The 18,924-nt window shown below is 63.9% G+C and carries 21 protein-coding genes and 1 pseudogene; 11 read left to right on the forward strand and 11 right to left on the reverse strand.

Annotation, left to right across the window (positions count from 1 at the left end; translation table 11 throughout):
• Positions 1-82 precede the first annotated feature (82 nt).
• Positions 83-1,060, reverse strand: a complete 978-nt coding sequence (locus tag AWB81_RS00125; protein ID WP_062631875.1) for an AAA family ATPase — start codon at positions 1,058-1,060, stop codon at positions 83-85.
• 486 nt (positions 1,061-1,546) lie between these two features.
• On the opposite strand from AWB81_RS00125, the gene AWB81_RS00130 reads away from it, so the two are divergent.
• Together AWB81_RS00130 and AWB81_RS00135 are read left to right on the forward strand one after the other, a co-directional pair.
• Positions 1,547-2,065 (forward strand): hypothetical protein, encoded by a 519-nt coding sequence (locus AWB81_RS00130; RefSeq protein ID WP_062631876.1) that lies wholly within the window; start codon positions 1,547-1,549, stop codon positions 2,063-2,065.
• A 44-nt stretch (positions 2,066-2,109) separates the two neighbouring features.
• A complete protein-coding gene (locus tag AWB81_RS00135) occupies positions 2,110-2,916 on the forward strand; it encodes an endonuclease/exonuclease/phosphatase family protein (protein ID WP_062631877.1) in 807 nt (268 codons plus the stop codon).
• 10 nt (positions 2,917-2,926) lie between these two features.
• On the opposite strand, the gene AWB81_RS00140 is transcribed toward AWB81_RS00135, so the two are convergent.
• Positions 2,927-3,313, reverse strand: coding sequence for a response regulator (locus AWB81_RS00140; RefSeq protein WP_062631878.1), 387 nt, complete (start codon positions 3,311-3,313; stop codon positions 2,927-2,929).
• Positions 3,314-3,572: 259 nt separating this feature from the next.
• Here AWB81_RS00140 and AWB81_RS00145 point away from each other — a divergent pair, with 259 nt between their 5' ends.
• Positions 3,573-4,190 (forward strand): alpha-ketoglutarate-dependent dioxygenase AlkB family protein, encoded by a 618-nt coding sequence (locus AWB81_RS00145; RefSeq protein WP_062631879.1) that lies wholly within the window; start codon positions 3,573-3,575, stop codon positions 4,188-4,190.
• Between the two features lie 4 nt (positions 4,191-4,194).
• On the opposite strand, the gene AWB81_RS00150 is transcribed toward AWB81_RS00145, so the two are convergent.
• Entirely contained in the window at positions 4,195-4,569 is a 375-nt protein-coding gene (locus AWB81_RS00150) for a RidA family protein (RefSeq protein ID WP_200822468.1), read from the reverse strand.
• 142 nt (positions 4,570-4,711) lie between these two features.
• Positions 4,712-5,725, reverse strand: a complete 1,014-nt coding sequence (locus AWB81_RS00155; RefSeq protein ID WP_062631881.1) for a 1-aminocyclopropane-1-carboxylate deaminase — start codon at positions 5,723-5,725, stop codon at positions 4,712-4,714.
• Between the two features lie 166 nt (positions 5,726-5,891).
• On the opposite strand from AWB81_RS00155, the gene AWB81_RS00160 reads away from it, so the two are divergent.
• Both AWB81_RS00160 and AWB81_RS00165 read left to right on the forward strand, forming a co-directional pair.
• Positions 5,892-6,365: an Lrp/AsnC family transcriptional regulator gene (locus AWB81_RS00160; RefSeq protein WP_062631882.1), complete on the forward strand. Its 474-nt coding sequence runs from the start codon at positions 5,892-5,894 to the stop codon at positions 6,363-6,365.
• A 37-nt stretch (positions 6,366-6,402) separates the two neighbouring features.
• A complete protein-coding gene (locus AWB81_RS00165; protein WP_062631883.1) occupies positions 6,403-6,900 on the forward strand; it encodes an MgtC/SapB family protein in 498 nt (165 codons plus the stop codon).
• 21 nt (positions 6,901-6,921) lie between these two features.
• Here the strand turns inward: AWB81_RS00165 and AWB81_RS00170 are convergent, their stop codons facing one another.
• From AWB81_RS00170 to arsC, 4 genes are all read right to left on the reverse strand, one after another.
• The gene (locus AWB81_RS00170; protein ID WP_062631884.1) at positions 6,922-7,887 is read right to left on the reverse strand and encodes a hypothetical protein; all 966 of its coding nucleotides are present in this window, start codon (positions 7,885-7,887) and stop codon (positions 6,922-6,924) included.
• Between the two features lie 236 nt (positions 7,888-8,123).
• Positions 8,124-9,293, reverse strand: coding sequence for a GGDEF domain-containing protein (locus tag AWB81_RS00175; RefSeq protein ID WP_062631885.1), 1,170 nt, complete (start codon positions 9,291-9,293; stop codon positions 8,124-8,126).
• 214 nt (positions 9,294-9,507) lie between these two features.
• Positions 9,508-9,795: a hypothetical protein gene (locus tag AWB81_RS00180; RefSeq protein ID WP_062631886.1), complete on the reverse strand. Its 288-nt coding sequence runs from the start codon at positions 9,793-9,795 to the stop codon at positions 9,508-9,510.
• Positions 9,796-9,918: 123 nt separating this feature from the next.
• Positions 9,919-10,341 carry an arsenate reductase (glutaredoxin) gene (arsC, locus tag AWB81_RS00185; protein ID WP_062631887.1) on the reverse strand — a complete coding sequence of 141 codons (423 nt, stop codon included), beginning with the start codon at positions 10,339-10,341 and terminating at the stop codon, positions 9,919-9,921.
• A 512-nt stretch (positions 10,342-10,853) separates the two neighbouring features.
• Between arsC and AWB81_RS00190 the strand changes: the two genes are divergently transcribed.
• The 6 genes and pseudogenes from AWB81_RS00190 to AWB81_RS00215 all read left to right on the forward strand — a co-directional run bounded on the left by AWB81_RS00190 (position 10,854) and on the right by AWB81_RS00215 (position 14,652).
• Positions 10,854-11,138 (forward strand): hypothetical protein, encoded by a 285-nt coding sequence (locus AWB81_RS00190; protein ID WP_062631888.1) that lies wholly within the window; start codon positions 10,854-10,856, stop codon positions 11,136-11,138.
• Between the two features lie 85 nt (positions 11,139-11,223).
• The gene (locus AWB81_RS00195) at positions 11,224-11,490 is read left to right on the forward strand and encodes a cupin domain-containing protein (RefSeq protein WP_062631889.1); all 267 of its coding nucleotides are present in this window, start codon (positions 11,224-11,226) and stop codon (positions 11,488-11,490) included.
• A 100-nt stretch (positions 11,491-11,590) separates the two neighbouring features.
• Positions 11,591-12,451 (forward strand): MurR/RpiR family transcriptional regulator, encoded by an 861-nt coding sequence (locus tag AWB81_RS00200; RefSeq protein WP_062631890.1) that lies wholly within the window; start codon positions 11,591-11,593, stop codon positions 12,449-12,451.
• A gap of 174 nt (positions 12,452-12,625) precedes the next feature.
• A pseudogene (locus AWB81_RS48680) lies at positions 12,626-12,760 on the forward strand (peptidase C45); the annotation flags it as partial.
• The gene (locus AWB81_RS00210) at positions 12,757-14,094 is read left to right on the forward strand and encodes an aspartate aminotransferase family protein (RefSeq protein WP_062631892.1); all 1,338 of its coding nucleotides are present in this window, start codon (positions 12,757-12,759) and stop codon (positions 14,092-14,094) included. The pseudogene AWB81_RS48680 and the gene AWB81_RS00210, both read left to right, overlap by 4 nt.
• 3 nt (positions 14,095-14,097) lie before the next feature.
• Positions 14,098-14,652 carry a carboxymuconolactone decarboxylase family protein gene (locus tag AWB81_RS00215; RefSeq protein WP_062631893.1) on the forward strand — a complete coding sequence of 185 codons (555 nt, stop codon included), beginning with the start codon at positions 14,098-14,100 and terminating at the stop codon, positions 14,650-14,652.
• A gap of 7 nt (positions 14,653-14,659) precedes the next feature.
• On the opposite strand, the gene AWB81_RS00220 is transcribed toward AWB81_RS00215, so the two are convergent.
• From AWB81_RS00220 to glmU, 3 genes are all read right to left on the reverse strand, one after another.
• Positions 14,660-15,103: a DUF2501 domain-containing protein gene (locus AWB81_RS00220; RefSeq protein WP_062632072.1), complete on the reverse strand. Its 444-nt coding sequence runs from the start codon at positions 15,101-15,103 to the stop codon at positions 14,660-14,662.
• 592 nt (positions 15,104-15,695) lie between these two features.
• Positions 15,696-17,513 (reverse strand): glutamine--fructose-6-phosphate transaminase (isomerizing), encoded by a 1,818-nt coding sequence (gene glmS, locus AWB81_RS00225; protein ID WP_062631894.1) that lies wholly within the window; start codon positions 17,511-17,513, stop codon positions 15,696-15,698.
• 49 nt (positions 17,514-17,562) lie between these two features.
• Positions 17,563-18,924: a bifunctional UDP-N-acetylglucosamine diphosphorylase/glucosamine-1-phosphate N-acetyltransferase GlmU gene (glmU, locus tag AWB81_RS00230; RefSeq protein WP_062631895.1), complete on the reverse strand. Its 1,362-nt coding sequence runs from the start codon at positions 18,922-18,924 to the stop codon at positions 17,563-17,565.

Genomic DNA, 18,924 nt, shown 5'->3' on the forward strand with positions numbered 1-18,924 from the left:
AAAAGGCAAGAAATAACGGGATTGGTGCCAAAAGATCCGGGTTTAGATGGCCTTTTTGGCAAGTTTTAAAAATCACGCCCTTTCAGAATCCGATCGCTTTCTTACGTGAGTGCGTGTCGATCTGGATGTCGCCAGCTTCGACATGATGCCGCCCGCCGATGCGCGCGTTGCCGAACGCGTTCAACATCGCCCGGCGCATCGCTCGCGGGGACGCCTTCGTGAGCGCGTCGAGCGGGGCGTCGCCGAGCGTTTCCGGGAAGCACCGCCCCCAAGCGTGCGCATTGCGAATCTCGTCGTAGATCGCCTGCGCGATGCGCCGCGCGCCGTCGCGGTCGGGCGGCGGAATCTCGTAGACGTTCATGCGGTTCAAAAGCGGCTCGGGGATCGCGCGGGCGTCGTTCGCGGTCGCGATCCAGACGACGTTGCCCGCGTTGATCGGCACTTCGGCGAATTCGTCGATGAAGCATTGCGCCGTATCGTGTTCGAGCAGCGCGTAGAGCGCACCGAGCGGATCGTATTGGGCGTCGCCGGTGGCCTTGTCGATTTCGTCGACGGTGATGACGGGGTTTGCGTAGCTGCCGTTGACGAGCGCGTCGAAGACCTTGCCCGGCTTGGCGTTGCGCCATTGCGACGACGCGCCCGACAGGATCCAGCCCGCCGTGAGCGAACTCATCGCGACGTAGTGGCAGGTCGTGCCGAGCAGGCGCGCGAGTTGTTTCGCGAAGTGCGTCTTGCCGATGCCGGGTTCGCCGAGCAGCAGCATCGGCATGAGTTCGAGGCGATCGTCGGTTTCGAGGCAGAGCGCGATCTGCTTGCGAATGTCGGCGAGTGGTTCCTCGAAGTTCGGCAGGCTGGCGACCAGATCGTCGATCGACGGCATGCGGTTCGGCTTCACGCAAAAGCGCAGGTTGCCGACCTTGAGCATCTTTTCATAGGTGGCGCGCAGCGCTTCGCTGGCGCCGTCGGAGAGATCGTTGAGTGCGGTCTCGACGTCGTCCAGACTGTAGACCTTGCTGAACGATGCGACCGCGAGTTCCTGTTTGACCACGGCTGTCGTCATGTCACACCCCGTCGTTTTCTGTAGTCGATAAGGCCAGTGTATCGACGACAAAAGGCGGCGCAAGCGAGCAGTCGGAGGGGTTTGCTGCTAATTGTGGGGGGACCTGCCCGGCCCTGAGGATATCGTTACAGCGCCCCGGGCAGAAAATGGGTGCTTGCGTGGCCGGCCAGCCCTGATCAACTCTGACGCGATAAATATCCCTGATCACGTCATAAAGTATGGAGAAAACACTTCCCGCCAAGCGCTAGTATCATCGACACGTTCTGACCCGGATCGAACCGCCAGCCATCGGGTTCGGATCGTGCTCCCGCAAGCGAAGCGCCCTCGGCGATTGCATTGCGGGCATCCGGACCAAATTACGGGAGGACACGCAACAGGCGTCCGGCTGAACCCGCCGACCGTCGCGGTGTCACAAATACGTTCCCGACCAACGGGCCGCGCTGGCGAAAGCCGCGCGAACGCTCGCTTTCCTGGAGAAGACTTCCGATGCTGAACCCGCGCGCCATCCGTCTGCCGATTCTGCTGCTCGCCGGCGCGTCGCTCGCCGCGGCGCTTACCGCCCACGCGCAGAGCACCTCGCAGCCGGTGAAATGGGAATTGCAGGTAATGCGCGACGGCGAGCAGATTGACTCTTTCTCAGCGACCACCAACGTCGGCCAGGCGCGCACCGACACGCATCACAACGTGGTGAAGAACAGCGTGGGCTGTGCCGACAAACCCGCCGGCGACATCGACCTGCAACGCACCCTCACGGTCTCGCCGATCCACGCGAGCGCCGACGACATCACCCTTTCGATCGATGCCCAGGAAACGCTCCAGGACGACGCGTCGCGCGCGACCACGCAGGGCTGCAAGCTGCCGCCGCAGCCGCGCGTCGTGAACGCGTCGCATCCGGGACTCATCCTCAAGCCCGGTGAATGGTCGAGCTGGCAGATCATCGACAAAGACCCGTCGCTCGCTTATCGCGTACGTGCCAGCCTCAACACCACTGCGGCGGCCCAATGACGGCCTGATCGAACCGATCCGAGCCGCACGACAACACCAAACGCATGCGAAACCCCGACCATTTCCCGCCGAGCCTTCCTTCAGCGCATGAAACGCCCGATTTCATCGCGGTGAGCTGGAATCTGCACAAGGGCCGCTCGCCGCTCGGGCTGCAGGCCTGGAGCGCCATGCAGCGCTGGGTTCAGTCCACCAACGCCGACGCCTATTTCCTCCAGGAAGCGATGGCGCGGCGCATGCCCCAGCCGATGCTCGCCACGGGCTTCGGCAATCCGCTCGCCGGCCCGCCCGACGACATCTGGCATTGCCAGGCAACCGAAATCGCGCAGGCGCTCGAGCTTCAGATCGCGCTCGGGCCGAACGTGTTCAAGCCGTCTTGGCGACACGGCAATGCGATCCTTTCCCCGCATCCGCTGGATCTCTCAGGCCGCTGGGACATCTCGGCGCATCGCTTCGAGCGGCGCGGCCTGCTCGTCGCACGCGCGACGTTCGCCGGCCGCTCGATCACGCTGCTCTGCGCGCACCTCGCACTCACGCGCCAGGCGCGGCTGCGCCAGATGAACTGGATCGCGCACTGGATCGCGAAAGAGGCGCCGGACGGTCCGCTCGTGCTCGCGGGCGACTTCAACGACTGGCGCAACGATTCCGTGCCGCTCTTCGGCGAACTCGGCATGCATGAAGTTGCGACGCTGCTCGGCGAATCGGGGCGGACGTTCCCGGCGTTTTCACCGGCGCTCGCGCTCGACAAGATGTTCGTGCGCGGCATGAGGCCGGTCGAATGGATCACGCCGACGCAGGACACCGCGTGGCTCTCGGATCACCTTCCGTATATGGCGCGGCTGCGCGTGGAATGACGACCGCCGATCACGCGATCAGCGTTTCGAGTTCGGAGAAGGAAACCGGCTTGACGAGGTGATGGTCGAAGCCGGCATCGAGCGAGCGCTGCCGGTCCGCACCGCCGCCGAAGCCGGTCAGCGCGATCAGAAGCGCGTCGCGCGTCGAGTCGCGCTGACGCAGTTCGCGCGCGAGCGTGAAGCCGTCCATGTCCGGCAGCGCGATGTCGAGAATGACCACTTGCGGCCTGAATCCATCGACGGTGGCGAGCGCGCTCGCGCCGTCGTATGCCATGCGCACTTCGTGGCCGAGCGTTTCGATCAGCATCGACAACGCTTCCGCCGCATCGACGCTGTCATCGACGACGAGCACGCGGCGCGCAAGCGCCGTGCGATCGTCCGCGCCGGTCGTGTCCATGTCGTTCCCCGTGGTCTGCAAGATGGGCGCGCCCCGAATCGACGCGTTTTTGAGATAAGTCCGGCCGACTGTAGCACAGGCGTTCGGGCCGAGTAAATTCGCCAGACCGCGCAGTTCTGTCGACTTGCGGACCGGCCGCCCGTGGTCGAAACCGCGTCGTGACGCGCCGAAAAATGGATGCGCAAACCTTGCGTGGCCCGCCTCTGCTATGGTGAAACTTCAGGCCGCAGCGCGCGGCCGCCTTCCCGCGTGACGCACCATGTTCGACCTCTTCGACGACATCCCCAAGCCCGACATCGACTGGCTGCCGGACTGGCTCCCCGCCGACATCGCGTCAGACCTGATGGCGGCGCTGATCGACGAAGTCCGCTGGCAGCAGGACACGATGACCACGCCCGGCGGCCGCGTGCCGCTGCCACGCCTGACCGCATGGCAGGGCGAGCCGGATGCCGTCTATGTCTACTCGGGAATTCGCAACGTGCCGCAGCCGTGGACGCCCGCCGTCGCGGAATTGCGCGAGCGTGCCGAGGAGGCGTCGAAGACGCGCTTCAACAGCGTGCTGCTCAACCGCTACCGCACCGGCCAGGACAGCATGGGCTGGCATGCCGACAAGGAGCGCGAACTCGGACCGGAGCCGGTGATCGCATCGGTGAGCCTCGGCACGACGCGCACGTTCGAGTTCCGCCACGCGCGCACGCATACGACGCACACGCTGTCGCTCGCGCACGGCAGCCTGCTCGTGATGCGCGGACGCACGCAGCAGGAATGGGTGCATCGCGTGCCGAAGGAGCCTGCCGCGCGCGGCGAGCGCATCAACCTCACCTTTCGGTGGGTCGATGCCGCGGCCGCGCCGAAAGGCAAGACGCGTCGCGCCTGAGCATTTACGGCCGCTTTGCGACGAAGTCGATCTCGACGAGCGCATCCCGCGCGAGTCCGGTCACGCCGATGCAGGTGCGCGCCGGCAACGGCTTCGGCAGGAAATACGACTTGTAGACGGCGTTCATCGCGCCGTAGTCGCGCTTGAACTCGGTGAGGAAGATGCGCACGCTGACCACGTGGTCGAGCGTGAGACCGAGTCCGCCGAGCACGAGAATCAGGTTGTCCATCACGCGGTGCGTCTGCGCGGCGACGCCTTCCGGCAGTGGAGCGTTGTCGTCGGCGGGATCGGTCGGCATCTGGCCGGTCAGGAACACCCAGCCGTCGGCTTCCGCGGCGTGAGAGAACGGACCGACCGGCGTCGGCGCGGCGTCGACCATCGTGAATTTGGGCAGGCTCAAGTCGGCTCCTGTGTGTCGACCAGAGATAGCGCTTCAACGCTTACTCCGGTCCCATGCAGCGTGATCGCTGCGCTGACAATGAAAAGCTGTCACGTTATCGCGCCAAAATGCGCGCTTCCTCTTACGCGAATGCCTTGTGATAGGCGTTGAGCGCAGGCGCGCCCCCCAGATGCACATACAGCACGTTTGCGCCGAGGGCGAACTCACCCGCCTTCGCCATCGCGATCAGGCCGGCCATCGATTTGCCCTCGTACACCGGATCATTCAGCATCGCTTCGAGTCGCGCGGCCGTGCGGATCGCATCGATCGTCTGCTCGTCCGGCAAACCATAATCCGGACCGGCGAAACGCGGATCGATGATCACGTCGGCGTCGTCGATCGGCTTGTCGATGCCGATCAGTTCCGCCGTCTGCCGCGCGATCTTCGTGACGGCGCGGCGGGTCATCGCCTCGTCGCACGCGGTATCGATGCCGATCAGCCGGCGGGGCCGCTCCTGCGCCTTGAAACCGGCGACCATGCCGCCCTGCGTCGAACCAGTGCAGGTCGCGGTGATGACGGTGTCGAAGAACACGCCTATGTCCTTTTCCTGGCGTTCGAGTTCATCGGCGAAATTCGCGTAGCCGAGGCCGCCGAGCGGATGATCCGACGCGCCCGCCGGAATCGCATACGGCTTGCCGCCGTCGCGGCGCACCTGTTCGAGCGCGCGCTCCCAGGTTTTTTTCACTTCGGTCGAATAGCCTTCGCCCTCCAGCAGCGTTTCGGCGCCCATCAGGCGCGACAGCAGGATGTTGCCGACCTTGTCGTACACCGGGTCCTCCCAGTGCGTCCACTCCTCTTGCACGAGCCGGCAGCGCATGCCGAGCACCGCGGCGACGGCCGCGACCTGCCGCGTGTGGTTCGACTGGATGTTGCCGATCGAGACGAGCGTGTCGGCACCCTGCTTCACGGCGTCGGCGGCGAGCCATTCGAGCTTGCGGATCTTGTTGCCGCCGAACGCAAGCCCCGACGAGACATCGTCGCGCTTCGCCCACACTGAAACGCCGAGCGCCTTCGACAGCCGCTCCAGCTTGTGGATCGGCGAGGGAAAGAAGCCGAGCGTGACGCGGCCGAAGCGCTTTTCGAGATCGAGTGCCATGAATGAGGTTCCTGTTGGAAGGCGACGAAAGGAGATTTCATTCTAGAAATTTGCTCGCTGAATGTGCTTTGTTCAAAAACCTTGTTTGACGTAGTATTTTCAAATCTGATGCGCCTTTCGAATTATCATTCTGAAACAGACGCTCATAGCAAAACAATCTTCACCCATGCCCGATCAGGACACTCCGCTCGATCCGACCGATCGCAAGATCCTCCGCGCCCTCCAGAATGACGGCCGCCTCAGCAATGCCGAGCTGGCGAAACTCGTCGGGCTGAGCGCGGCCGCGTGCTGGAACCGCACGAAGCGCCTGTTCGACCTGCGCGTGATCCAGGGCGTGCACGCGCGCATCGATCCGGCGGCCGTTCAGCGACCGGTGCTGGTGCTGGTCGGCGTGGTGCTCGACCGCTCCACGCAGGAAAGCTTCGCGCTGTTCGAAAGCGCCGCGCGCGAACTGCCGCAGGTGCTCGAATGCGTGCTGGTCGCGGGCGACGTCGATTACTTCCTGAAGGTGCGCGTGCGCGATCTGGCCGCGTTCAACGTCTTTCACAGCGAAAAAATCCTCGGCCTGCCCAACGTCCGGCAGGTGCGCACCTTCTTCGTGATGAACGAGGTCAAACTCGACGGACAATTGCTGTTCTGAGCGACCGAACCGCGCCCCGACAAAACCGGAATCCGCCATGCTCCCTTTTCCCGTCCTGATGGAAGTCGTGATCCGCATGCTCGTGGCGGTGGCGATCGGCTGCATCGTCGGCATCGACCGCGACCTGCACGGCAAGCCGACCGGCATGAAGACGCTCGGACTCGTCTCGCTCGGCGCGTGTCTCGCGACGATGTCGGCGCTGGGTTTCGCGATGGGCGCGCCTTCCCCGAACGCCGACGTGTCGCGCGTCGTGCAGGGGATCGTCACCGGCATCGGCTTTCTCGGCGCGGGCGTGATCATCCAGAATCCGGACCAGAACCGCGTGCGCGGACTCACCACGGCGGCGTCGATCTGGGTGACGGCGGCGGTCGGGATCGTGTGCGGCCTCGGGCTCTGGAGCGTGGCACTCGCCGCGACCGCGATCCTGATCGTGCTGATGACCGCCGGTCGCGTGATCGAGAAATCGCTGCATCGGCAGTGGCTGCAAAAGCCGCCCGCCGAGCGCGAGGCACGAAGCCTCCCCGACGACGACTGACCACTCCGCCTGAGGCGGAACCTAGAACCGATACCCGACGCCCGCGAGAATCACGTCAGCGTCGCGGTTGTAGCGCGTGACGATGCGGTTCCAGGTGACGCGTGTCGTCCAGTGCTGGCCGAGCCGGTAAGACGCCGACATCGAGACGATGCCGGCAAAGCGGTCATCGGTGTCGTTGTCGCCGGTGACGTCGGTGTTCGAGCGCTGCCTGATCGCGAAATACACGCCCGCGCCGAGGCCCAGCGTGAGGCGATCCTCGAAGAAGGCGCGAGTCGCCCACAACTGCGTCGTGAGGCCGTCGCGGCGCACGAGATCGGTGTTGCCCTCGTGCAGGTAGCCGATCGTCCAGTCGAGGTATTTCGCGAGGCCTCGACGATATTCGAGCGCCGCTGCGAGCGACGTCTGCGATTCGTTGCTGTTGACGACCGTCTGGCCGAGAAAGGCCGTCACTTCGTTGCCGGTCACGCGCGTTGCGCGGCTCGGCGCCCAGTCGCGCGGACCGGGCACGTCCGGCGCGTCGAGCTGGTACGCGATGCCGATCAGCGCGGCGCTGGTGTTCGGCCCGTGCTGCACCTGCACGCGGTTCAACTGCAGTTGCGCAATCCAGCGATTCGCAAAGTAGTACTGCGCGCGAAGGCTGTACACGACGCCCCAGCCGTGCAGATCGGAGTAGCTGCCGTCGTCCTGATCGGTCGATGTATCGAAATAGCGGTACGGTCCAATGCCCGCCGAGAGCACCAGGCGCCGGTTGGCGAGCGGCAGGCGCGCCCAGCCCTGGATCAGCTGGCCATCGCGATGGTGGCCGGTGACATGGCCCTCGTTGAGCCAGGTAAAGCTCGCGGAGAAGTATTCGCCGAGTCCTTCCTCGTACGAGGCGGCCCAGGAATACGTGTGCTCGCCGATGCTGCGCTCCACGCCCCCGAGCAGCGAAATCTCCTGCGCGTGAAGCGCACTGGAGGCGGTCAGAAGAATCGCGCCGAGCGCCATGCAGAAGCGCCTGCTATTTCGCCTGACATGGGTGAAGTACGAAGACGTCGAAGTGACGTCGGGCGACGTCAGGTCTCGACATGGAAGACTCTTTGAAGCCGGCTGGTCCGAACCGATCATCGTGGTCATCTCGAATTGTTCGAGACCCGATCGTAGCAGCGTTATCGGGTTCGTACCGGAACGAATCGTGGACACGAGGCTTCCGGAGTCGGCGCGTGCGCGTCCCGCCCCGGCTTTCACGCGGCGACGCTCGCCACCTCCGATTCGACCCGGTTTCGCCCCCCGACCTTCGCCGCATAGAGCCGCGCGTCTGCGCGCGCGAGCAGCGTCGCGAGCGACTCCGAGCCGTCCCGGCAGGCGATCCCCGCGCTGAACGTGTAGCGCAGCATCACCCCCGGCAGCGGGCAGGGCGTGCTTTCGACCGTCTGCCGCAGCATTTCGACGAGCGCCGCGAACTCCCCGCGATTTCGCGCGGCGCGGATCAGGCAGAACTCTTCGCCGCCGATCCGGCCGAACCCCGCCTCGCCGATGCGCGCCGCCACGAGCCCGGCAAAGTGGCGCAACACTTCGTCGCCTGCGGCGTGACCGTAGCGGTCGTTCACGCTCTTGAAGTGATCGATATCGACGACAGCGACGTATTCACGCGTGCCGTCCTGCGCCGGGCGCGCGAGCCGGGCGGCGGCGAGTTCCAGAAACGCCTTGCGCGAGAGCGTGCCGGTCAGGTCGTCGAAACGGGCGAGCCTTTCGAGACGCTGCGCGAGCCGGTCGTGCGCCATCATTACGAGACCGATCGACAGCGACGGCAAAACGAGGATGCCGAGCGCGAGAAACGCGATCTGCATCGCCCCGGGCTGGAGGAGCGCCGTCTGCGAGGGCGGCGCGACCACGTAGATCAAGCCGCGCACGAGATGCCCGATACCGCCGAGCCCCGCCGCGCCCGCTGCAAAGAAGTAGTTGTAGCGCGGACGCTCGCGCGGCCGGGAGATCAGCACGCGCGCCATGATGGCGAGATCGCAGGCCGCATGAAACGCCGAGACGATCACCACCCGCACGTTTACATCGGGCGCCTTGTATGTGAAATACGCGATGCCCGCGAGCACCGCGAGCCATGCGAACCAGCCGACGTTCGAGCGCGCCTGCCGCGCCCCGGAATCGAAGAACTGGTTGCAGCCTTCGAAGATCAGGAGGACGGTCGCGGCGAGCAACTGGTTTGCCAGCAGGATGCCGAACACCGGCGGCAACGCGCCCTGCATCGCGAACAGCACGATCGAGAACAGCGCCAGCATATTGGCGCAGATCCAGCGCGGCACGCCGGCTATCGCGTTCGGCAGAAGCGAGATCAGCACCAGAATCGAGAGAATGCTCGACAGCGCGGTGACGACGAGGATGCTGACAGGACTGAACATCGTTACAGGTTAGTGGATTCGGCCCTTGCGACCGTCTTGTGAGCGACGCTTTCCGGCGTCGGTCAGCGCGAGCGTCGTGCAGACACTCTCATCGGAATATCGGCAATTGCGGCGCAAACTTGATCGCGCGAGCCGCGCCACGCCCAAATGCAAACGGCGGCGAGGCCGTCAGGCTCCGCCGCCGTGTCTGTCTGCCGTCGATACTCTGCCGGCCTCAATTCCAGCCGTGACGTTCGCGCCAGCGCTCCTCGCGACGTTCTTCGTGACGCCAGTGACGTTCGCGCCATTCGCGACGCTCGCGCCACTCACGGTCACGCCCGTCGTCATAACCGCCGTAGCCGTAGGCCACCGCGACGGGCGGCGGCGCGACATACACCGGCTGCGGCGCCGCATAGTAGCCCGGCACGCCGATGCCGACCGCCACATCCACATGCGCCGACGCCACCGTCGACGCCGCCAGCACCGTCACGCCCAGAACCGCCCCGAGGATTTTCTTGTTCATCTCGCTTCTCCTTGCACCGAGTGCAATGTGTGACCACGAGCGCAGTCTAGGGGGCGAGTCCGGACACAGGTGCAACAGGAATGGCAGAAAGGTAACTCGTCGTAACCGGGCTTTGCCGCGGCTTCAGCGCACGCGCTGCCCTTTGTCATTGATGACGACTTCGCCGTCTTCCTTCGCAAACGGTCCTTGCTGCGCCGACGGCAGGATGTCCAGCACCTGTTCCGAGGGCCGGCACAGTCTCACGCCAAGCGGCGTCTCGACGAACGGCCGGTTGATCAGGATCGGATGAGCGAGCATCGCGTCGATCAACTGGTCGTCGGTGAGCGCGGAATCTGCCAGGCCGAGTTCGGCGTAGGGCGTGCCTTTCTCGCGCAGCGCGTCGCGCACCGAGAGGCCCGCGCGCGCGATCAGCGCAGTGAGCGTTGCACGATCCGGCGGCGCAGTCAGATATTCGATGACCTGCGGCTCGATGCCGGCATTGCGGATCAGCGCGAGCGTGTTGCGCGACGTGCCGCATTGAGGGTTGTGGTAGATCGTGACGGTCATGATGTCTTCCTTCGGGTTTCGAGCCTGCATGAAGGCCCTGTCAGTCGACATTCTAGTGCCGTCACGGCGGACCGTCGAAGCGCACGAGCATGCCGCAACCGGTGTCGAAAGATGTCCGGCTATCGGCGGCAACATGGCAGGACTGTCATCTCGGACGCCACATCGAAAGCCAGCGCGGCTCGCCGCGAGAATGTGCTGTCAATTCCCCCATCCGCGCGCTATAACGAAAATGCAGTGCGGTTCCCGACGCGTTCGGGGTCAGTCTCGGACCTGCGGGTCCCATCGCCGGTCAGATCGCCGGCGCACCGCGCTGCTCGCATCCGCAACTGCGTAATTTGCGTACCAGTCCAACTAGTTCGGCACGCCGGCCAAACCGGCGCAGAACCGACGCCAGCCGCTCTGCATGACCACGCCGTCCGAGGATGCGGCACGCGCCTTGCGAACGGAAATCGGACCCGACATCGGTCACGTGCGGGTCTCAGTGATCAGCGCTTATAGATGAAGGAGTCGATATGAAATCACGTTTGGTATTGACGGCGGTCGTCGCATCTCTCGTCGCAGTAGGCGGCCTCGCCTCCGCCCAGGAAACGTACCGCACGGCGCAGCCGCCGATGCAGGGCGCCGACACGACCGGGCAATCGATGGCCCAGCCCGGCATGCAACAGGACGCGAACGCGCCCGGGCAGCCTGCCGACAGCAGCGCATATGGCGGCACGCCGTCGACTCGCAGCGCGGCGGGCATGGTATCGAAGCCGTGCGTGCGCGGCCCGGGATGCGACATTTTCTTCGGCCAGTGAAGTACGCAATCAGGAGAATCCGCGAGGAGCTTTCAAATTGGCGGATTCTCCTTTTCGATTGTAAGAATCAACCTCCATCCACGACATGACACGCGACGAATTTCTCGCCGAACTCTCGCGCGAAGGCTTCCAGGAAATCGTGACCGTCACGCGCGAACCGAACCAGGCGATGGACATCCATGCGCATCCGTTCGAAGCCAAGGCGCTGATCATCGACGGCGATCTGACGATCCGCGCAGGCGAATCGCAACGGAACTACCGGCCGGGCGACGTGTTTCACCTTCCAACCAACGCACCGCATTCGGAAAGCTACGGACCAGACGGCGTGACCTATCTGGTGGGCCGGAAGTGAATCTCCGCGGCGCCTTTGCGTTTGGCGCGATCAATCTGTCCTTGCCAACACTCCCGCCCGCTGCGTAACATTTGTTGTCAAAACAAGTGTAGGCGGCACCGTGTATCACTCCTTCGACGACCTCGCCGTCGCGATCCGCGCCACCTTTTCCACGCTGAGCCCGCAATTCCAGGCAGGCGCCGCGTTCCTGCTCGACTATCCCGACGAAGTCGCTGTCTCCTCGATGCGCAAGGTCGCCGAGCGCGCGAGCGTCCAGCCTGCCGCGCTCGTGCGCCTCGCCCAGCAACTCGGTTTTCCCGGCTGGAACGAACTGAGGGAGCTGTTCGTCGCGCGCCTGCGCACACGGCCCGAGCCGCTCGCGACGCGGGCGCGAACACTCGTCGCGGGCCGCTCAGGCGAAACGCTCGCGAACGACCTCGCGCTGGCGCAGCAACACAACCTCGAAACGACGCTGGCGCAGAACGGCAGCCGCTGCATCGATGCGGCGAAGCTGTTGCGCAAGGCGCCGCACGTGCACGTCGCGGGGTTTCGCTCGTGCTATCCGGTGGCGTTCGGGCTGGTCTACGGCTATCGCCTGTTCCGTCCCTCGGTGAGCCTCGTATCGGGCGACGCCGGTACGCTCGAAATGCAGTTGCGCGGCATCGGCAAGTCGCACGCGACGGTCGTCACGAGCTTCGCGCCGTATTCGACGGAAGCCGTGCGGGTCGCACAGGCCGCGAAGGAGCAAGGCAGCAAGCTCGTCGCCATCACTGACAGCGCGGTCTCTCCGATCGCGCTTCACGCCGATTGCGTGCTCCTGTTCGCGCACGAGAGCCCGTCGTTCTTTCCGTCGCTCGTGGCAGCCTCGGCGATTGCGGAAGCGCTCGTCGCCCATCTTCTCGCGCTCGAAGGACGCGCCGCCGTGAAGCAGCTCGAAGAAGCCGAAGCAGCGCTGCACGACAAGGGCGCCTACGTGTCCTGATTCTCTTCGCGGCGGGCCGCGTCATCGCTGTCTACTGCGCCCCCGGTTTTTCGCTTGACATTCGGTTTTAGCAGCGCGATATTCTTTAAACAACACCTGTTGTATATAGTATGGATAAAATACCAAATGTTGCGTTACATCATCTGTTGTTCCATGCGCGTATTCCGAAGGGCCGCCGACCCCGACGACGAAAACACGCTGGCGACCGCGTTCTTCACGATCGTTGAAACGGGCGTGGATTTTGAGGTTCACCAGCAAGGCGCGCTTCGCCACAGGCAAATCATTTTCAAAGAGACTCACACTCCATGACCACCGTCTTTCACCGCGCCCCGCGCGCGACGCTGCCGGTCGCCGTCGCGGGCGACGGTATCGAAATCATCGACTCGCAAGGCAAGCGCTATATCGACGCCTGCGGAGGCGCCGCCGTCTCGTGTCTCGGACACAGCAACGCGCGCGTGATCGACGCGATCGAACGGCAGGCCCGACGACTTCCGTATGCGCACACGTCGTTCTTCACGACCGAGGTCGCGGAGGAACTCGCCGAACGTCTCGTCGATGCCGCGCCCGCAGGCCTCGGACATGTGTACTTCGTGTCGGGCGGGTCGGAGGCGATCGAAGCGGCGCTGAAGCTTGCACGGCAATACTTCGTCGAAACCGGCGAGCCGCAGCGGCGGCACTTCATCGCGCGCCGGCAGAGCTATCACGGCAATACGCTCGGCGCGCTCGCGATCGGCGGCAACGCGTGGCGCCGCGAGCCGTTCCTGCCGATATTGATCGAGGCGCATCACGTGAGTCCGTGCTACGCGTATCGCGAGCAACTCGACGGCGAAAGCGACGAAGCGTTCGCGCAACGGCTCGCCGATGAACTCGAGCGCAAGATTTTCGAACTCGGCGCGGAGTCGGTGGCGGCGTTCGTCGCGGAAACGGTGGTCGGCGCGACGGCCGGCGCCGTGCCGCCCGTGCGCGAGTACTTCCGGAAAATTCGCGCGGTCTGCGACAAGTACGGCGTGCTCCTGATCCTCGATGAAATCATGTCGGGCATGGGGCGCACCGGCTATCTTTACGCATGCGAGGAAGACGGCGTCGCGCCGGATATCCTCACGATCGCCAAGGGGCTCGGCGCGGGTTATCAGCCAATCGGCGCGACGCTCGTAAGCGACACGATCTATGACGCGATCGTCGGCGGCTCGGGTTTCTTTCAGCATGGGCACACGTATATCGGCCACGCGAGCGCATGCGCGGCGGCACTCGAAGTGCAACGGGTGATCGAAGAAGAAAGGCTGCTCGACAACGTGAAGGCGCGCGGCGAGCAATTGCGTTCGCTGCTGCGCGAACGTTACGCGGAACATCCGCATATCGGCGACATTCGTGGACGCGGCTTGTTCGTCGGCGTCGAACTCGTGAAGGACCGCGCGAGCAAGACACCGTTCGATCCGAAGCACAAGCTGCATGCGGTCATCAAGAATCAGGCGATGCAGCGCGGTCTGATGGTGTATCCGATGGGCGGGACAGTGGACGGCCGTATCGGCGATCATGTACTTCTGGCGCCGCCGTTCATCTGCACGGAGCGGCAGATCGAGACCATCGTGGAGCGGCTGGCGGATGCCATCGACGCCGCGTTGCATCTAACGACCGTGGAGTAAGACATGAACAAGCGCCTTCCCGACTTCGATGCCGACAACGCAACCGGTGAACAGAAAGCCGTCTTGCAGGAAATCCTGAGCGGTCCGCGCGGGAATCTGAACGGGCCGTTCCTCGGCTGGATTCACAGCCCCGAGTTTGCGCAGCATGCGCAGCGACTCGGCGCGTTTTGCCGCTACGAAACGGGGCTGCCGTTGCGGTTGTCGGAGCTCGCGATCCTGGTGACCGCGGCGCGGTGGCGCTCGCAGGCGGAGTGGTTCATCCACCATCCGATCGCGGTGAAGGCGGGCGTGCCGTCTGCAACGGCGGATGCGTTGCGCGAAGGCAGGACGCCTTCGTTCGACGATGCCGACGACGCCCTCATCCACGACTTCGCGACCGAGCTCTACGAAACGCAACGCGTAAGCGATCGAACCTATGAACGCGCGGCCGAGCGGTTCGGGCACGTGACGGTGATCAATCTCGTCGGGTTGCTCGGCTACTACTCGCTCGTCGCGATGACCCTCAATACGTTCGGCATGCGCGCGGAAGGGCAGACGGAGTTGCCTCTCAACGAATGACCGGTGCTTACAACATCGATTTACCTTGCTCGAGGATCTTGTCGCAGACCTGCTTCGTGACTTGTTCCTTCAGACCGCCAGCGCTCAAGTCGACCTTTTGACCACTGCCGCTGTTCAGGATGCCCTTGGCTCCGTCTGTGTAGCCGCTGTCGGACGATGGCGAACCGCCTAGCTTGCTCATCAGCGAGTCTTTCACCGACGACGCTCCGTTGCCGCTCAGGTAGTTGTTCTTGATGCAGTATTCGATGATGCCGGTGACATTGCCGAGGCTCCCCGAGCTAAGCGAACTGCCGGACAGTGCACTGCTGAGGCCACCCAGGCCGCCTGCGCCGCCGGTGGTGCCGCCGCTGTTTTTCAAGAGGTCGCTGAGTTGAGCGTAGGCGACGGATGCCGACAGGCTCGCGACTGCGATCAGAACCGTTGCAGTGGTGCGGCATGCACTAAGTTTCATGCTGAGTACCTCCATGAAGTGCGTGCTTGTCACTATAGTGCGTTTTCGGTTGAGGAGTATGAGCGCGAAGTCTCTGCTTTGCGCTTCGAATGGCGGTCGCGCTTGCTCGACGCGATGTCATGTTTGACCGACTCGCAGATCCCGCACTTTGCAACGCGCTTTTGAAGTTATCCCGTCCACAACTTTGCTCACTGGTGTTTACAGCTTCTGTATGTATACGTAGTAGCAGTTAACAAGGCCGCCGCATTTCTGTGGACAACAGGCGAATCGGCTTTGCGCTCAGGACGTTGCAGACCGAATGACTTGCGTAGAAACACAGGATGGCGAGCGTGAGGCTGGGACAACTTTTCTGCATTCAGGACGGCCTCGAAGTTATGCACATTCTGCGCACAGGAGTTCCGCACGTCGTCTCAGCGAAATTCATTTCATCGCGAAGCGGTCGACAAGACCGGACTCATTGCGTGGCAATGGCACAAATGCAAACGGCCACCGAATGGTGGCCGTGTTGTGATGCTATTTCGATCGATAGTGAAGATGGCTTACCTTGATGCGCTGAATATCGTGCGCCCCGCCGCAAGCCAACAAATCACCCTCACTCTACAGTCACCGACTTCGCCAGATTTCTAGGCTTGTCGACATCAGTCCCTCGCGCGCAAGCCGTGTGATACGCCAGCAACTGCAACGGCACCACATGCAGAATAGGCGACAGCAACCCATAGTGCTCGGGCATGCGGATCACGTGAATCCCGTCTTCGCTGACGATGCGCGTATCCGTATCGGCGAACACATACAGTTCACCACCGCGCGCCCTGACTTCCTGCATGTTCGACTTGAGCTTTTCCAGGAGCGTGTCATTGGGCGCTACCGTCACGACAGGCATCGCCTCCGTCACCAGCGCGAGCGGTCCATGCTTCAACTCGCCCGCCGGATACGCTTCCGCGTGGATATACGAAATCTCCTTGAGCTTCAACGCCCCTTCCAGTGCGATCGGGTAATGCAGCCCGCGGCCCAGAAACAGCGCGTTCTCCTTGCGGGCAAACTCCTCGGCCCACGCGATGATCTGCGGTTCCAGCGCCAGCACGCTGTTCAACGCGGCCGGCAAATGCCGCAATTGCGCTAGATACGCGGCTTCCTGCTGCGTATCGACGTGTCCGCGCAGCTTGCCGAGCGTCACGGCCAATACGAACAATCCCGCGAGCTGTGTCGTGAACGCCTTCGTCGATGCGACGCCGATTTCCGTCCCTGCATGCGTGAGGAACGACATGTCGGTCAATCGCACCATCGCGCTCGTCGCGACATTGCATACCGCGAGCGTGTGCTTGTGCCCCAGCGATTGCGCATGCTTGAGCGCCGCGAGCGTATCGGCGGTTTCGCCCGATTGGGAAATCACCACAACCAGCGCCTTCGGATTCGGCACCGACTCGCGATACCGATACTCGCTCGCAATCTCCACCTGCGTCGGAATCTTCGCGATCGATTCGAGCCAGTACTTCGCCGTCAGCCCGGAGTAATAGCTCGTGCCGCACGCAAGGATCAGCAGGCTGTCGATATCGCCGAACACCTCGCTCGCGCGATCGCCGAAGAGCGATGCATCGAACTGGTCCGCTTGCGGAATGGTGTCGGTGATCGCGCGCGGCTGCTCGAAGATTTCCTTCTGCATGAAATGCCGGTACGGCCCGAGTTCCACCGCGCCGCCGTAGGCCGCGACCGTGCGCACTTCGCGCTCGACATGGATGCCCTCGCGATCGACGATTTTCACGCCGTCGAGCGTGATCTCCACCACATCGCCTTCTTCGAGGAACGAGAAACGGTCGGTGCTGCCCGCGAGCGCGAGCGCGTCCGAAGCCAGGAAGTTCTCGCCCTGACCCACACCGACGACGAGTGGCGAACCCTGGCGCGCGCCGACCACCGTGTGCGGCTGGTCCTTGTGAACGACGGCGATCGCATAGGCGCCATGCAGTTGCTTGACGGCATCGCGGACGGTCTGGAACAGGTCGCCCTGATACATGCTGTGGATCAGGTGCGCGATCACTTCTGTATCGGTCTGCGAGACGAACACGTAGCCCTTGCCGCGCAGCATTTCACGCAGCGACTCGTAGTTCTCGATGATGCCGTTGTGAACGAGCGCCACCGCTTCGCGCGAAAAGATCGGGTGGGCGTTGTCCGTGACGGGTGCGCCGTGCGTCGCCCAGCGCGTGTGGGCGATACCCGTTACGCCGTCGAGATGTGTTTCGCGCACTTGCGCGTCGAGGTCCGACACGCGCGCGACGCTGCGTGCGCGCTTCGGCTCGCCGTCGCTCAGCACGGCGACGCCGCAGGAATCGTAACCACGATATTCAAGCCGGCGCAGGCCTTCGACCAGCACCGATACGATGTTGCGTTGCGCGACCGCGCCGACAATTCCACACATGGTTGACCGTCCCTCAAAAGTTTGTTCCGAGCCGACGCTGTTCTCGCGTTCAGGCCTTTTTCTTTGCCGGCCGCACATAACCCTGGCGGCTCACCTGCGTCTTCTTGTTCAGCACGAGTTCGCCCTCGGCGACGTCCTTCCAGACCGTCGTGCCCGCCGCGATCGTCACGCCGCGGCCGATGCGCACCGGCGCCACGAGTTGCGTGTCGGAGCCGACGAACACGTCGTCTTCGATCACCGTGCGATGCTTGTTCGCGCCGTCATAGTTGCAGGTAATGACACCCGCGCCGATGTTCACGCGCGCGCCGACGTCCGAATCGCCCACATACGCCAGGTGATTCGCCTTCGAACCGCGCCCGAGCACCGCATTCTTCACTTCGACGAAGTTGCCGACATGCGCTTCGTCGCCGAGCGTCGCGCCCGGGCGCAGCCGCGCGTACGGTCCGAGCACGACATTCGCGCCTGTCGTGCCGCCTTCGATGTGCGTGAACGCATCGACACGCGTGCCGGCGCCGATCTGTGCATCGCGGATCACGCAGTTCGGGCCGATCGTCACGTTGTCCGCCAGCGTCACCTGACCTTCGAACACGCAGTTCACGTCGATCGACACGTCGCGGCCGCATTGGAGTGTGCCGCGCACGTCGATGCGCGCGGGGTCGAGCAGCGTCACGCCCGCGACGAGCAACGCGTTCGCGACGTTGCGCTGATGAACCCGTTCGAGTTCGGCGAGTTGCTGCTTGCTGTTCACGCCGAGCGTTTCCCACTTTTCGTCCGGCTGCGCGGTGACGACTTCGACGCCCGCTTCGAGCGCGCGCTCCACCACGTCGGTCAGATAGAACTCGCCCTGCGCGTTGTCGTTCTTCAGTGACGCGAGCCAGTCCGCGAGCTGTTGCGTCGGCGTGAAGACGATGCCGGTGTTGATCTCGGCGATCCTGCGTTCGTCGGCGCTAGCGTCCTTCTGCTCGACGATCTGCTGTACGGCGCCCGCAGCATCGCGCACGATTCGCCCGTATCCCGTGGGATCGTCGAGCGTGACGGTCAGCACGCCGTAGCGGCCGTTGTTCGCAGCATCGACGAGACGTTCGAGCGTGCTCGCGCGGGTAAGCGGCACGTCGCCGTAAAGCACGAGGGTCGGCACCGCCGGATCGACCAACGGCAGCGCCTGCTGCACGGCGTGGCCCGTGCCGAGCTGCTGCTCCTGCACGGCGAACTGCACGTCCGGCGCGCCGACGGCGGCCTGAACCCGTTCAGCGCCATGTCCCACGACGACGACGAGCCGCGTCGGCTTGAGCGTCCGCGCAGTATCGATCACGTGCGACAGAAGCGGTTTGCCGGCCAGCGGATGCAGCACTTTCGGCAGGGCGGAATTCATGCGTTTGCCCATACCTGCAGCCAGGATGACTATGTTCAT

Source organism: Caballeronia arationis (assembly GCF_001544975.2).
Classification (GTDB): domain Bacteria; phylum Pseudomonadota; class Gammaproteobacteria; order Burkholderiales; family Burkholderiaceae; genus Caballeronia; species Caballeronia arationis.